Annotated in this window: 15 protein-coding genes; 6 read left to right on the forward strand and 9 right to left on the reverse strand. The window is 52.3% G+C overall.

Features of this window, described 5'->3' with window-relative positions; genetic code table 11:
- Position 1 precedes the first annotated feature (1 nt).
- Positions 2 to 1,039 (forward strand): glycosyltransferase family 4 protein, encoded by a 1,038-nt coding sequence (locus BZG25_RS06590; protein ID WP_077578231.1) that lies wholly within the window; start codon positions 2 to 4, stop codon positions 1,037 to 1,039.
- On the opposite strand, the gene BZG25_RS06595 is transcribed toward BZG25_RS06590, so the two are convergent.
- Positions 1,029 to 1,943 carry a hypothetical protein gene (locus tag BZG25_RS06595; protein ID WP_077578230.1) on the reverse strand — a complete coding sequence of 305 codons (915 nt, stop codon included), beginning with the start codon at positions 1,941 to 1,943 and terminating at the stop codon, positions 1,029 to 1,031. The two genes, BZG25_RS06590 and BZG25_RS06595, sit on opposite strands and share 11 nt — an antisense overlap.
- A gap of 169 nt (positions 1,944 to 2,112) precedes the next feature.
- On the opposite strand from BZG25_RS06595, the gene waaA reads away from it, so the two are divergent.
- Positions 2,113 to 3,372: a lipid IV(A) 3-deoxy-D-manno-octulosonic acid transferase gene (gene waaA / locus BZG25_RS06600; RefSeq protein WP_077638715.1), complete on the forward strand. Its 1,260-nt coding sequence runs from the start codon at positions 2,113 to 2,115 to the stop codon at positions 3,370 to 3,372.
- A 2-nt stretch (positions 3,373 to 3,374) separates the two neighbouring features.
- On the opposite strand, the gene BZG25_RS06605 is transcribed toward waaA, so the two are convergent.
- Positions 3,375 to 4,085: a 3-deoxy-D-manno-octulosonic acid kinase gene (locus tag BZG25_RS06605; protein WP_241828666.1), complete on the reverse strand. Its 711-nt coding sequence runs from the start codon at positions 4,083 to 4,085 to the stop codon at positions 3,375 to 3,377.
- 119 nt (positions 4,086 to 4,204) lie between these two features.
- Here BZG25_RS06605 and coaD point away from each other — a divergent pair, with 119 nt between their 5' ends.
- Positions 4,205 to 4,753 carry a pantetheine-phosphate adenylyltransferase gene (gene coaD / locus BZG25_RS06610; RefSeq protein ID WP_371326849.1) on the forward strand — a complete coding sequence of 183 codons (549 nt, stop codon included), beginning with the start codon at positions 4,205 to 4,207 and terminating at the stop codon, positions 4,751 to 4,753.
- On the opposite strand, the gene mutM is transcribed toward coaD, so the two are convergent.
- The 5 genes from mutM to radC all read right to left on the reverse strand — a co-directional run bounded on the left by mutM (position 4,748) and on the right by radC (position 7,463).
- Positions 4,748 to 5,560: a bifunctional DNA-formamidopyrimidine glycosylase/DNA-(apurinic or apyrimidinic site) lyase gene (mutM, locus tag BZG25_RS06615; protein ID WP_046074698.1), complete on the reverse strand. Its 813-nt coding sequence runs from the start codon at positions 5,558 to 5,560 to the stop codon at positions 4,748 to 4,750. The two genes, coaD and mutM, sit on opposite strands and share 6 nt — an antisense overlap.
- Positions 5,561 to 5,577: 17 nt before the next feature.
- The gene (locus BZG25_RS06620; RefSeq protein WP_046074697.1) at positions 5,578 to 6,057 is read right to left on the reverse strand and encodes a hypothetical protein; all 480 of its coding nucleotides are present in this window, start codon (positions 6,055 to 6,057) and stop codon (positions 5,578 to 5,580) included.
- A gap of 116 nt (positions 6,058 to 6,173) precedes the next feature.
- On the reverse strand, positions 6,174 to 6,344 hold the full coding sequence (gene rpmG / locus BZG25_RS06625; RefSeq protein WP_046074696.1) for a 50S ribosomal protein L33: 171 nt from the start codon (positions 6,342 to 6,344) through the stop codon (positions 6,174 to 6,176).
- A gap of 13 nt (positions 6,345 to 6,357) precedes the next feature.
- Positions 6,358 to 6,594, reverse strand: coding sequence for a 50S ribosomal protein L28 (gene rpmB / locus BZG25_RS06630; RefSeq protein ID WP_046074695.1), 237 nt, complete (start codon positions 6,592 to 6,594; stop codon positions 6,358 to 6,360).
- Between the two features lie 185 nt (positions 6,595 to 6,779).
- Positions 6,780 to 7,463, reverse strand: a complete 684-nt coding sequence (gene radC, locus BZG25_RS06635) for a DNA repair protein RadC (protein WP_046074694.1) — start codon at positions 7,461 to 7,463, stop codon at positions 6,780 to 6,782.
- Between the two features lie 245 nt (positions 7,464 to 7,708).
- Between radC and coaBC the strand changes: the two genes are divergently transcribed.
- Together coaBC and slmA are read left to right on the forward strand one after the other, a co-directional pair.
- On the forward strand, positions 7,709 to 8,959 hold the full coding sequence (coaBC, locus tag BZG25_RS06640; RefSeq protein ID WP_077638729.1) for a bifunctional phosphopantothenoylcysteine decarboxylase/phosphopantothenate--cysteine ligase CoaBC: 1,251 nt from the start codon (positions 7,709 to 7,711) through the stop codon (positions 8,957 to 8,959).
- A 196-nt stretch (positions 8,960 to 9,155) separates the two neighbouring features.
- Entirely contained in the window at positions 9,156 to 9,746 is a 591-nt protein-coding gene (gene slmA, locus BZG25_RS06645) for a nucleoid occlusion factor SlmA (protein WP_077578225.1), read from the forward strand.
- A gap of 63 nt (positions 9,747 to 9,809) precedes the next feature.
- On the opposite strand, the gene pyrE is transcribed toward slmA, so the two are convergent.
- Both pyrE and rph read right to left on the reverse strand, forming a co-directional pair.
- The gene (gene pyrE, locus BZG25_RS06650) at positions 9,810 to 10,451 is read right to left on the reverse strand and encodes an orotate phosphoribosyltransferase (protein WP_046074691.1); all 642 of its coding nucleotides are present in this window, start codon (positions 10,449 to 10,451) and stop codon (positions 9,810 to 9,812) included.
- A 94-nt stretch (positions 10,452 to 10,545) separates the two neighbouring features.
- Positions 10,546 to 11,265, reverse strand: coding sequence for a ribonuclease PH (gene rph / locus BZG25_RS06655; RefSeq protein ID WP_046074690.1), 720 nt, complete (start codon positions 11,263 to 11,265; stop codon positions 10,546 to 10,548).
- A 160-nt stretch (positions 11,266 to 11,425) separates the two neighbouring features.
- Between rph and BZG25_RS06660 the strand changes: the two genes are divergently transcribed.
- Positions 11,426 to 12,289: a YicC/YloC family endoribonuclease gene (locus BZG25_RS06660; protein ID WP_077638716.1), complete on the forward strand. Its 864-nt coding sequence runs from the start codon at positions 11,426 to 11,428 to the stop codon at positions 12,287 to 12,289.
- The last annotated feature ends 248 nt before the right edge of the window (positions 12,290 to 12,537 follow it).

The following is a 12,537-nucleotide window of genomic DNA, read 5'->3' on the forward strand; positions in this document are numbered from 1 at the left end:
TATGCACATTTGTCACGTCAATCTCGCATCAGGTTTTAGCGGTGGTGAACGTCAAACCCTCACCTTGATCCAGCAACAAGCCCAAATGGGCTATCAGCTCACCGCAGTGGTGAACCCCAAAAGCCCGCTGGTCAACGAACTCCGTGCGATACCTCAATGCCAGATCGTGCTTTGTCCGCACTATACTCGGCGACACGGGCGCTCAATCACCGCAACATGCGATCTGGTCCATGTCCACGAAGGCCGCGCCATTTATTGGGCGTTGCTTCAACACCTATTGCATCGTGTTCCCTACATAGTGACACGCCGTATTGATAACCCTTTAAAGAAAAAGTGGTTAAATCAATTTGCGTACCGCAAAGCCAGTGCGCTGGTCGGCTTGAGCTCGGAGATTCTCTGTCAGCTTGAAAAACATCATCCAGCCGCTCAACGGGTTAAGATCCCAAGCTCACCAGTTAGCTACCCGGTTTCACCCTCTCGGGTTGAGGAGATTAAATCACGATTCCCGGGGCAGTTTTTGGTGATTCATGCGGCGAACATGTATGCCCACAAAGGTTTTGACGTCACTATCGAATCGGCTCGCAAACTTGCGAAACAAGACACCAACATCCAGTTTTGTTTACTGGGTGATGGCAAAGAGCGCGCGTCACTCGAGGCGCAAGCTCAGGGGCTCACGAATGTGCATTTTATGGGTAAACAAACCAATATGGGAGATTGGTTCGCAGCGGCCGATTTGCTTGTCCATCCTTCCTACACAGAGGGCTTAGGCTCGGTTATTTTAGAAGCGATGGCAGCAGGGCTACCCGTGATAGGCGCTCGAGCCGGCGGGATACCTGATATCATTGAACATGGGGTCACCGGACATCTCATTGAGCCAGGCAACGCCAATCAGTTAGCACAACATATCGCGGACATTGCTCAACAAGACGCGCTGCGAGCTCACCTTATTAAAGGCAGCCACCAGCAAGCGGCTGCGTGTGATATCTCCCAAACCGCCATCACCTATCAAGATCTCTACCAACAAGTGATCACGCGCTAGCATCAGCCAATAATGCCTGTTTGACCTCAGGATAATGGTCAAGCAGCATGTTAAGTTGCTTATCATTGCCACCTTGGCGAATGTTCGCCTGCGCTAGACCAATCGCACGGTGCCGTTTTAAAGCAAGCGATGGATCGCTATATGGCACTTTCATGCACAGACTGCCTTGGCGGATTGCCATGATTTTTAGCCACAAGTCATCGGCGTTCGGCGCAAGCTGCATGAATAATGACTGATCGAGCACATCAGGATGAAGCGATTGCGGCGGATATAATATCCCCTCGCAGCCAGTGAGCATCAGATGATGACTGGGTGCAGAGAAGCTAGCGCAGTATTGCCAGCGTTTGTAGGGTCGCACTTCGCCACCACGGGTGGTGATTTTGTGTCCTCTATGCCCATAAATATGCCCCGGATGATAGCGGCAAGTGCGAATTAACCCTTCAATCATGCTGTGCGGATACATAACGTCGTCATCGACGGTTAAAATATAGGCCTCTGGTGCTAGTGTCAGTGTGGGAATGATCTTTTTATACGACTTGATATTGTCGCAATACCTCACCTCCAGCCCACGTTCACATTGTCTTTTTAGAGAATGAGGCAGGTTAACGTCACTGTATTCCTTCTCATCCAGCCAAAGAATGATGCGGTTTGGTGGGCACGTCTGCTGCGCCAAGGATTCGATAACCAAGTACACTTCGTGCACCTTCTCGGCGAACGAGGTTAAACTCACCACCAAGGGTGCATCAAAATAGGCTTTAGATGTCACCAGTGAGGCTGAATGAGAAAGCATCTGTTGGTGAAGTTGCTCTTGACGAAGACGCGTGGCAAAAATGCTTTCAATATCCCGTTGGTTCCGATGCCGCTGCTTCCGCTCTCTAATACTTTTCTTTATTTTTTTAAGCATTCCCATGTTATCGCTGTTGTTCTCCGCTAAATGGCGCCAACTTTAGCACAGTTTCATCATCGCTTAGCGCTCACAACATCCAAGGCGTGAGCTATTACCGACAATCAAACATCAACAAATACTCATCAAGACGCTATCATGGCGAGGAGCCATCAATAGGAGCTAACTTGTGCGCTGGATATATACACTCTTACTCACGCTTGCCGCCCCTTTTTTGCTTATTGGGCTGTACCGTAAACGGCCTGGTAAGCCTGCTGTTGGCGAGCGATGGCGTGAGCACTTTGGCGGTACGCCCAACGTAGACGGTCAGCCTATTTGGCTCCATGCGGTGTCGGTGGGGGAAGTTCTCGCGGCAAAGCCGGTGATCAGCGCGCTGCAACAAGCCTATCCAGACGTGCCGATCCTGGTCACCACCACCACCGCCACCGGCGCAGAGCAGGCCAGGCGTCTTAATGGGATCATACACCGCTATATGCCGGTTGATTTTCCTTTTTCGGTAAAACGTTTTCTCCGCGCGGTGTCACCACGGGTGTGCGTGATCATGGAAACTGAGCTTTGGCCAAATACCTTGCATCATGTGGGTCGAGCGGGCATTCCCATTACGGTTATCAACGCCCGGCTTTCTCAAAAAGCTTGCCAACGCTATCAGAAAATCGCACCGCTCTTTCAAGCCATGAGTAAACATATCGACTTAATCGTTTGTCAGCATCAAAACGACCAAGCGCGCTTTGCAAGCCTCGGTGTCGCTAACGACAAGCTTGCAGTGGCTGGCTCGGTGAAATTTGATATTAAAGCCGTGGATCCGGCGTTGGGTGCCACACTTCGCCAAGCGCGCGGTGATCGCCCTTGCTGGATAGGTGCCAGTACTCACGCGGGAGAAGACGCCACCTTGCTCGCCGCTCACAGTGTATTACTGCGCGATTACCCAGACGCGCTACTGATACTGGTCCCTCGCCACCCTGAACGTTTTGATGATGTTGCCCAGCAAGTGGCTAGCCAAGGCCTCAGTGTGCAACGACGCACCGAAGGTGAGCCGCTGGCACTCAGTACTCAAGTTTATCTTGGCGATACCATGGGAGAGATGATGACCTACCTTGCTGGCGCAGATGTGGTAGTGATGGCGGGCAGTTTTCTGGGTACCAAAGTGGGTGGGCATAACCTGCTTGAACCCGCGGCGTTAGGCAAGCCCCTTTTAACAGGCCCAAGCTATTATAATTTCCAAGTGATTGGTGATGCTCTGATTGACGCTGGCGCCCTACAGGTGTGTAACGACAGCCAAGATCTCGCTGCCAAAATCGGGGCTTTTTTCAGTGCACCCGCCCTTGCCGCACAAGCCGGCAACGCTGGGCTCTCTGTGGTAGAGCAAAATCGCGGCGCGGTCGAGCGCACTTTGCAGGCGATCGCGCCCTGGCTTAATCACCCACGCTAGTGCTACTTGCGGATATGGTTGTAGCCTTTTAATACGGCAGCCCAATCCTCGGGTTGCCAACGGATCTGACGCTTCTCTTTTTCTTTTTTAAACGAGCGATGAAGGCGGGCAAGGTTATCCTCTTTCCACTGTTCGCCATCGCGCTGTTGGCACTTATCGAAGTCAATCAGCCACAGCTTTCCTTTTCTATCACGCAAAATGTTGTGGATATTCAGATCGGTATGGCACACGCCAGCGTCATGTAGGCGGCGAACCAAACGACCAATGGCACGATAATCATGGGCAAGTAAGCTATTTTCACTCAAGATAGCGACCAGATCGCGTGCACCTGGAATTTTCTCCACCAAGATATCAGCACGATAGGTACGGCCGTTTTTTACCGCGCGTGCAGCGACAGGGCGAGGCACAGGCATTTTCTTCTCGCGAAGATAGGCCAGTAAGTTGAGCTCAGCGCCACAACGGGTCGCCTCCCACCCTTGAAACCAATACTGATCCTTCACGAATTTACCAAACAAACCACCGCGATAGTAATGACGTAACGCCATCTCCATTTTCGGCCCTCGGATAAAGAACGTGGTACCGCGCCCTTTGGCTGAACCGGTGACAGCGGCTTGCTGGTGCCAAAAATGAATATCAAAATACTGGCGAGGGTCGCCCTCCACTAAAGCCGGATCGTACCAAATACACTCGTTTTCGCGTTGCTCTACTTCTATACTCACGGTTTTTCCTGTTTGCGCACTCACGCTAGCGCACATTAGTGTACCTTGCTCGTCAATGGATTCACAGGCGATACCTCACGGGACCGTAAGAACAATGCGTGATGGACAAGGATTTGATAACCTCTTTCCAGATCAACGTTTTTAAGGAAAAGCTCGTGACACACAAACAGCATACACGCGTGATTTACCCAGGCACATTTGATCCCATCACGAATGGTCATTTGGACCTGATTGAGCGGGCAGCAAGGATGTTTGATGATGTGATTGTGGGGATTGCGGCTAGCCCAAGCAAAAAACCATTGTTCGATCTGGATGAGCGAGTGGCACTCACGCAAGCGGTCACCGCGCACCTTCCCAATGTCTCTGTGGTTGGGTTTTCAGGGTTGCTGGTCAATTTTGCCAAACAGTACCAAGCCAATATTCTGGTGCGCGGTTTGCGTGCGGTCTCCGACTTTGAGTATGAATTCCAACTCGCCAATATGAATCGTCGACTGATGCCCGCACTGGAAAGCGTCTTTCTGACTCCGTCAGAGGAGCATTCGTTTATTTCTTCTACCTTGGTCAAAGAGGTCGCGTTGCACGGCGGTGATACCAGTGAGTTTGTCGCGCCTAGCGTGCTAACGGCCTTACAAGAAAAGCTGCAAAGCAAGACGTCGTCATAAGGGCTGGCATTGTGGGCAAAAGACAGTTGCCCGCTGGCCGATGACTATGCGCTCAAGGGTCGTGTCACAGGCTGGACACGGCTCACCCGACTTTCCGTAAACGCGTAGCGCTTGAGCAAAGTAACCGGCCTTCCCGTCTACCTGCGTAAAGTCTTTTAGCGTCGTACCGCCTTGCGTGATCGCCGCGGCCAACACCGTTTTTATCTCATCCACCAGCGCCGTCGCTTCTGTTTGCGTCAGGCTACCGGCAGGACGTTTAGGGTGGATTCCAGCACAAAACAGCGATTCGTTGGCGTAAATATTCCCCACGCCCACCACGACTGCATTGTCCATAATAAAGCTTTTCATCGCCATTTTTTTGCCTGCCGCCTTGGCCAGCAAATAATCTGAATTGAACGCATCGGTGAGTGGTTCAGGGCCGAGCTTTCCCAACACGGGATGCGGCAAATCTCCCTCCTGCCACAACCAGGCGCCAAAACGCCTCGGATCGTGGTAACGAATTAAGCGACCATTGCTGAGTGTCACATCAACATGATCATGCTTTTCCGGTGCCAGTGACGTGGGCAGCACCCGCAAACTGCCTGACATCCCCAAATGCACAATCGCAGTACCGACATCCGTCTCCAATAAAAGATACTTGGCGCGACGCGTGACGCGACGTATCACCTGGCCTTTCAACTGTTGTAACGTTTCGGGAATGGGCCAGCGTAGCTTGGGCTGACGAATGGTAATCTCGGTGACCGTTTGCCCTTCGACATACGGCATGATACCTAAACGGCTTACTTCTACTTCAGGTAACTCGGGCATAACACAGCTCTTAATATTTACGACTTTGATAGCGGGAAAAGATACCGACTATCCACTGACACAGCTAACCATTGGCCGTGTTCGTTTTGCATCAACCAAAACTGGGGTTGTTGATAATAGGTAATGCGAATGGGCTCTTGGTCGGGGCTGCGAGTAAGCTCCAACGTACGGGGAGACGTTAATTGGGGTCGCAACGACTGCAAGGTGGTGTCATCGATTTGTGTCCCAGTCAGCCCCAACCAGCGCTGAGCGAGCTCTGTCGGACTAATTACCAGGGGTTTATCCGATTGCCACCCCTCTAACGTACGCGTCAGGGTTAAATGGGAGAACCGCAACGACAGCACTTCACTGCGCGATTCAACCAGCGCGATTACCCCCTCAGGCGTCGCCCGTGCTTGGCGCTGATGGCGCAAATAATCTGGCAGCAGCATTAAGCCAAAAAAAACCACCACTGAGAAAATCAGGATGTTATTCCATGTCTGCCGCTTTAGCTTCATGTCGGTTCACCTGAGGACGTTACGCGTGTCCTCCGCAGTATAACCGCAAATGCGGCCAGATTTTAGTTATAAAAAAACCCAGCCGAAGCTGGGTCTTTCTCAAAGCGTCGATCAATTTACTTGATTTTGGCTTCTTTATACATAACGTGCTTGCGAACTACAGGATCAAATTTTTTGATCTCGAATTTGCTAGGCATGTTACGTTTGTTCTTGTCTGTGGTGTAGAAGTGACCAGTACCTGCAGAGGATACTAGACGAATCTTCTCACGAACGCCGTTTTTAGCCATTCTCTAATTCCTCTTATACGTTCTCACCGCGGGCACGCATTTCTGTAAGTACAGAATCAATGCCTTTTTTGTCGATGATGCGCATACCTTTAGTAGATAGACGCAGTTTAACGAAGCGTTTTTCGCTTTCTACCCAGAAACGATGAGTTTGCAGGTTCGGCAGAAAACGACGCTTGGTGGCGTTATTAGCGTGAGAGCGGTTGTTACCAACTACAGGACGCTTGCCAGTTACTTGGCATACTCGTGACATGAAAGTCTCTCCAAAATCGTTTCGGCTCGATATCAACCTTGTCCGCCAGTCCTGCATCGTTAAGGTCAGGTCGAAGGTCAAGGCTATCAAAGGTGGCGCATTATACTAACTGAATTCACATTGCTCAAGTCCCGAGCAGATCCTTTTATGCGCTTTTTGATCGTTTTTTTCGCCAATGGCGATCCTTAAGGGGATAACAACCAACCTCGCTCGGCGAACGATACCACATCTCCGTCCCCAATCACTAGGTGATCAAGCACGCGAACATCCACTAATGACAAGGCATTGGCAATTCTATCGGTAATATGTCGGTCTGCCTGGCTCGGCTCTGCCACGCCCGATGGGTGGTTATGGGCCAAAATCAGTGCAGCGGCATGCAATTCGAGCGCGCGGCGAACAATTTCTCGTGGGTAAACACTCGCCGCATTGTGCGTGCCTTCAAAAAGTTGCTCATCGGCTATCACGCGATGCTGATTATCGAGAAATAAAACGTAGAAGGCCTCGCGAGGCCGGTCGCGCAGTAACGTCGAGAGATAACGGCGAGTATGGTCCGGGCTGGTCAGTGCGTCAGTTTTGCTTAAGGTTTCTTTTAAATAGCGCCGGCTCAGCTCAAGCACAGCTTGAAGTTGGGCATATTTGGCGCTACCCAGTCCTTTTCGCTGACAAAACGCCCCTTGGTCGGCGCCCATCAGCGCCCGGAGCGAGCCAAAATCCTGCAACAGGTGGTCAGCCAGCGCTACCGCACTCATCCCTGTGACGCCGGTGCGTAGAAAAATCGCCAACAGCTCGGCGTCCGATAAGCTTTCCGCCCCTCGCGCTAATAAACGCTCTCTGGGTCGACAGTCTTGTGGCAAGGTTTTTAGGCTCATGGTGCTCCCTCTTCAACGTTGCCGCCAGTTAAAGTAAGCCTCTTTCACGCCGCAATAGCTTTTCCATGTAACTGCGGCGCGCTCGTGGTTTTATCATGTGCCACCGTCAATGCTTTCAGCCACGCGCTAGCCATATCACATCCAACGCACGTCACACCCCATACGGATTCATGCGCTCAAACAAGCTTTTTGCGCTAAGGATTATGGTATGGTTTCGTCATTGTCGTTCAAACACACAGAGCATTATGGCCAATAGTTCACAGCAGCCAGCCCAGACGCTGGCCGGTAAACGTATTCTGCTTGGCATGGGTGGCGGGATTGCCGCATATAAGTGTGCCGATCTCACCCGCCGCCTCATCGAGCGTGGGGCCACCGTCAAGGTGGTGATGACCCATGCCGCAAAAGAGTTTATTACGCCATTGACCATGCAAGCCGTTTCTGGGCATCCCGTGTCTGATAGCTTGCTCGACCCAGCTGCCGAGGCCTCAATGGGACACATTGAACTGGCTAAATGGGCGGATCTCGTGCTGATTGCCCCGGCAACTGCCGATTTGATTGCCCGGATACACGCAGGCATGGGCAATGATTTGCTCACCACCGTATGCTTGGCCACCGATGCGCCTCTGGCGATTGCGCCAGCAATGAACCAGCAAATGTACCGCGCCCAAGCCACTCAGGCGAACTTACGTAGACTGCGTGCTCGCGGCTGCTTGATATGGGGCCCCGACAGTGGCGCGCAAGCTTGCGGCGATGTGGGCCTTGGGCGCATGCTCGAGCCGCTGGCCTTAGTGACTGAATGCGAACGCTGGGCCGGCCCCAAACCGCTTTCAGGCAAGCGCGTGATGATTACCGCCGGTCCTACCCGCGAAGCCTTGGACCCTGTTCGTTATCTCTCTAACCATAGTTCAGGGAAAATGGGCTATGCCCTCGCCGAGGCGGCAGCCAGTTTAGGGGCCGACGTCACCTTAGTCTCTGGCCCGGTTGCGCTGTCAGCGCCAGCAGGAATCACGCGTATTGATGTCACCAGCGCCCAACAGATGCATGATGCGGTGCATGAGCGCATCACCGACCAAGATATTTTTATCGGCTGTGCCGCGGTCGCGGACTACCGTCCACAACACATCGCCGAACAGAAGATGAAAAAGCAAGTGGATAAAGACGCGATGACCGTCACCATGGTAAAAAATCCCGATATTATTGCTTCGGTAGCGGGCTTAACGTCACATCGTCCATTTACGATCGGCTTTGCCGCCGAGACCCAAGATGTCGCGGCCTACGCGCGTGACAAGCTGGCGCGCAAAAAGCTTGATATGATTTGTGCTAACGATGTGTCTCAATCCGATCAAGGCTTTAACAGCGATCGCAATGCCTTACATCTGTTCTGGCCTGGCGGCGACCAGGCGCTGCCCGTCGAGGAAAAACGCTTATTAGCGCGCAATGTCATGGCACACATTCACGCGTGCTATTTACAACAAACCTGTCAGAAGCAACCCTGAACCACACAATACAAACAGCTTATATTGAGCAAAAATACAAGTTCAAAAGCGTGCGCCATGGCCACGCTTTTTGCTTTTAATACAGAGACCTCGTCGCTAAGATAGGAGGAAAGACTCACACTGGGCGACACCTCTCCATGATGCCTCCTTTACTGGTCGCCAGTGTGATAGATAAAAAGACAAAGGAATCGCACCCATGGCAGCCCCAAAAAAAAGTAATCGCCGCGAAGAGATCCTCCAAGCGCTCGCGCAGATGCTGGAGTCAACCCAAGGCAGCCAACGCATCACCACGGCCAAACTCGCCGAACAAGTCGGAGTGTCTGAGGCGGCACTCTATCGCCACTTCCCCAGTAAAGCGCGGATGTTTGAGGGATTAATCGAATTTATTGAAGATTCACTGTTATCCCGCATCAACCTGATCATTGAGGAAGAAAAGGATACCTTGGTGCGCCTCAAACTGATCTTGCAATTATTGCTGGCCTTTGGTGAGCGCAACCCGGGGCTCACGCGCATTATGACAGGTCATGCATTGATGTTTGAGCAAGATAGGTTACAAGCGCGTATCAACCAGCTGTTTGAGCGCGTCGAGGCACAGCTTAAGCAAGTACTGCGCGAGCGTCGTTTACGTGAGGGAAAAGGGTTTCCATTAGATGAGGCGGTGCTTGCCAGCCAATTGATTAGCCAAGTAGAAGGCGGCTTTTGTCGCTACGTACGCTCGTCATTTAAACAGCTGCCGACCGCCAATTTCGAGCAATACTGGCAACTGCTCACCAATCAACTGCAGTGAATAGCAGCGCAACGAGCGTAGTGCAGCTGGCGCACTCAAGCCAGCCAGCTGCACACCTGTAACTTAAATCCCGTAGCTCGCCTGGTACGCTTTCACCGCCGCTAGATGAGCCGGATCCGCTTGGCTTTGTTCCAAATAGGCGACCAAGTCCGACAAGCTGATAATGGAAACCACCTGACAATCGAAGTCACGCTCCACTTCTTGAATCGCCGACAATTCACCTTGACCGCGCTCTTGGCGGTCAATTGCCACCAACACCCCAGCAAGCTGCGCCCCTTGCGCTTGAATCAGTGTCATTGACTCGCGAATGGCAGTGCCTGCGGTTATCACATCATCCACTAACATCACACGGCCACTCAGCGCGCTGCCGACCAAGTTGCCGCCCTCACCATGGTCTTTGGCTTCTTTACGGTTGAAGCAATAAGGCGTATCCACATTATGGTGCGCAGCAAGTGCTACCGCGGTGGTGGTCGCAATCGGGATCCCTTTGTACGCAGGACCAAACAAAACATCGTAATCAATCCCTGCATCCATCAACGCGGCCGCATAAAATTCACCCAGTTTTGCCAAGTCACGCCCGGTGTTAAACAAGCCGGCGTTAAAAAAGTACGGACTTTTCCGCCCTGATTTAAGCGTAAACTCGCCAAACTTTAATACCTCTCGCTCAAGGGCAAACTCAATAAACTGGCGCTGATAGGCTTTCATTCGTTCCTCTCTTGGTTGTCTTGGTGACACGCCACATGTCACCCGGGTCGGATAGATAAAAAAATAGCCCCCGATGTGGGAGCTATTCAATCTGTTATGCGTCGGCGAGTGCCGATTTTTGCGCGACGACAATGTCATCAATGCCCTTACTGGCCAACGCGAGCATCGCGTTTAGCTCATCGGGGGTAAACGGCTCCGCTTCGGCGGTGCCCTGCACCTCAATCATGCGGCCATCTTCGAGCATCACCACGTTCATGTCGGTATCTGCCGCCGAGTCTTCCACGTATTCAAGGTCGCAAATCGGCGTTTGTTGATAAATACCCACTGACACAGCGGCCACATGCCCACGCATCGGGTTAGCTGCAAGCTTGCCATCACGTACCAGCGCGTTAAGCGCGTCTGCCAGGGCCACGCTCGCCCCCGAAATGGACGCCGTGCGCGTACCGCCGTCGGCTTGAATCACGTCACAGTCAACGGTAATGGTGCGCTCACCCAGTGCTTTTAAATCGACCGCGGCGCGCAAACTGCGACCAATCAAACGTTGAATTTCGACGGTACGGCCACCTTGTTTACCGCTTGACGCTTCACGACGGTTACGGGTGTGGGTTGCACGTGGCAACATGCCATACTCGGCAGTCACCCAACCTTGGCCCTTGCCTTTTAAAAAGCGCGGCACGCCCTCTTCAATCGTGGCGTTACAAATCACCTTGGTATCACCAAAGCACACCAACACAGAGCCTTCTGCGTGGGCCGTAAAACCGCGGGTAAAGCTAACGGGACGAATTTGGTCGAGTGCTCTTCCACTTGGGCGCATGCAAGTTACCTTATTGACTGACAGAATGTGGGCGCGATTATACGTGTTTCTCCGCCCGCTTGCGATCCCTGTCCGCCCGACAGACCAAGACAGCTGACGACAGGGGCGTGGATGCGTATAATCTTTGCCATTCACCTTCAGCACACAAGAGCAGGTACACATGATCCACAGTATGACCGCCTACGCCCGTCAAGAACTCAAGGGCGATTGGGGCAACGCGGTTTGGGAAATCCGCTCCGTTAACCAGCGCTATCTCGAAACCTACATTCGCATGCCTGAGCAGCTACGTAGCCTTGAGCCTGTGGTACGCGAGCGTTTTCGCAAGCGCCTAGCCCGCGGCAAAGTGGAATGCAACCTGCGCTTTGATACCTCACAAGCCAGCCAAGATAAGCTCACCATCAATGAAGCCTTGGCCAAGCAAGTGATTCACGCCGCCAAATGGGTGAAAGAGACCGCGGGTGAAGGCAACATCAATCCGTTTCAAGTCCTGAACTGGCCAGGCGTGATGGAAGCGCCGGAGCAAGACACCGACGAGCTACACCGCGCCTTATTAACTGGTCTTGATGAAGCACTCGATGCCTTTATCGCCGCACGTGCCAGTGAAGGCGAGAACATGAAAGCCCTGATTGAGCAACGACTCGATGCCATTAGCGCCGAAGTGATCAAAGTCCGTGAAAAGATGCCCACCGTGATTGAGTGGCAGCGTGAACGTTTAACCACGCGCTTAGAAGAAGCACAAGTGGAACTCGACCCAGCCCGCGTTGAGCAAGAAATGGTGATGCTGGCGCAAAAAGTCGACGTCGCAGAAGAGCTTGACCGCCTCGACTCACACGTTTCAGAAGCACATAAAATCCTCAAAAAAGGCGGCGCCTGCGGCCGACGCTTGGACTTTATGATGCAAGAGTTCAACCGCGAAGCCAACACCCTCGCCTCCAAATCAATCAACACCGAGATCACCGCCTCCGGCGTCGAACTTAAAGTGCTTATCGAACAAATGCGCGAGCAGATCCAGAATATTGAGTGAACAATAACGGTTCGCGGCGCTTAACTATCAGTCATATAAAGACAGCTCGGCTCTACATGTCGGGTTGTTTTGTATCGCCTATAGCGTTATGCGAGTAGGCCCCTTTTGCGGGAGCGGTAAAGCAAATCTGTATTAACCGCTTGTGTTATCCCGCTTTTCACTGTTTTGATTCATTTTTTGGATTTTTAGGCTGAGCCCGCACCACGCGAATACCACAGTAAAAAATAGCCAAAGCCCAATCAATGTCC

Origin of the sequence: Salinivibrio sp. ML198 (genome assembly GCF_001996015.1) — a bacterium.
GTDB classification, from domain to species: Bacteria; Pseudomonadota; Gammaproteobacteria; order Enterobacterales; family Vibrionaceae; genus Salinivibrio; species Salinivibrio siamensis.

Coding starts and splice junctions, on each gene's coding strand:
- BZG25_RS06590 (WP_077578231.1), top strand. CDS start 2: ATGCACATTTGTCACGTCAATCTCGCATCAGGTTTTAGCGGTGGTGAA.
- BZG25_RS06595 (WP_077578230.1), bottom strand. CDS start 1,943: ATGCTTAAAAAAATAAAGAAAAGTATTAGAGAGCGGAAGCAGCGGCAT.
- mutM (WP_046074698.1), bottom strand. CDS start 5,560: ATGCCCGAGTTACCTGAAGTAGAAGTAAGCCGTTTAGGTATCATGCCG.
- BZG25_RS06620 (WP_046074697.1), bottom strand. CDS start 6,057: ATGAAGCTAAAGCGGCAGACATGGAATAACATCCTGATTTTCTCAGTG.
- rpmG (WP_046074696.1), bottom strand. CDS start 6,344: ATGGCTAAAAACGGCGTTCGTGAGAAGATTCGTCTAGTATCCTCTGCA.
- rpmB (WP_046074695.1), bottom strand. CDS start 6,594: ATGTCACGAGTATGCCAAGTAACTGGCAAGCGTCCTGTAGTTGGTAAC.
- radC (WP_046074694.1), bottom strand. CDS start 7,463: ATGAGCCTAAAAACCTTGCCACAAGACTGTCGACCCAGAGAGCGTTTA.
- coaBC (WP_077638729.1), top strand. CDS start 7,709: ATGGCCAATAGTTCACAGCAGCCAGCCCAGACGCTGGCCGGTAAACGT.
- slmA (WP_077578225.1), top strand. CDS start 9,156: ATGGCAGCCCCAAAAAAAAGTAATCGCCGCGAAGAGATCCTCCAAGCG.
- pyrE (WP_046074691.1), bottom strand. CDS start 10,451: ATGAAAGCCTATCAGCGCCAGTTTATTGAGTTTGCCCTTGAGCGAGAG.
- rph (WP_046074690.1), bottom strand. CDS start 11,265: ATGCGCCCAAGTGGAAGAGCACTCGACCAAATTCGTCCCGTTAGCTTT.
- BZG25_RS06660 (WP_077638716.1), top strand. CDS start 11,426: ATGATCCACAGTATGACCGCCTACGCCCGTCAAGAACTCAAGGGCGAT.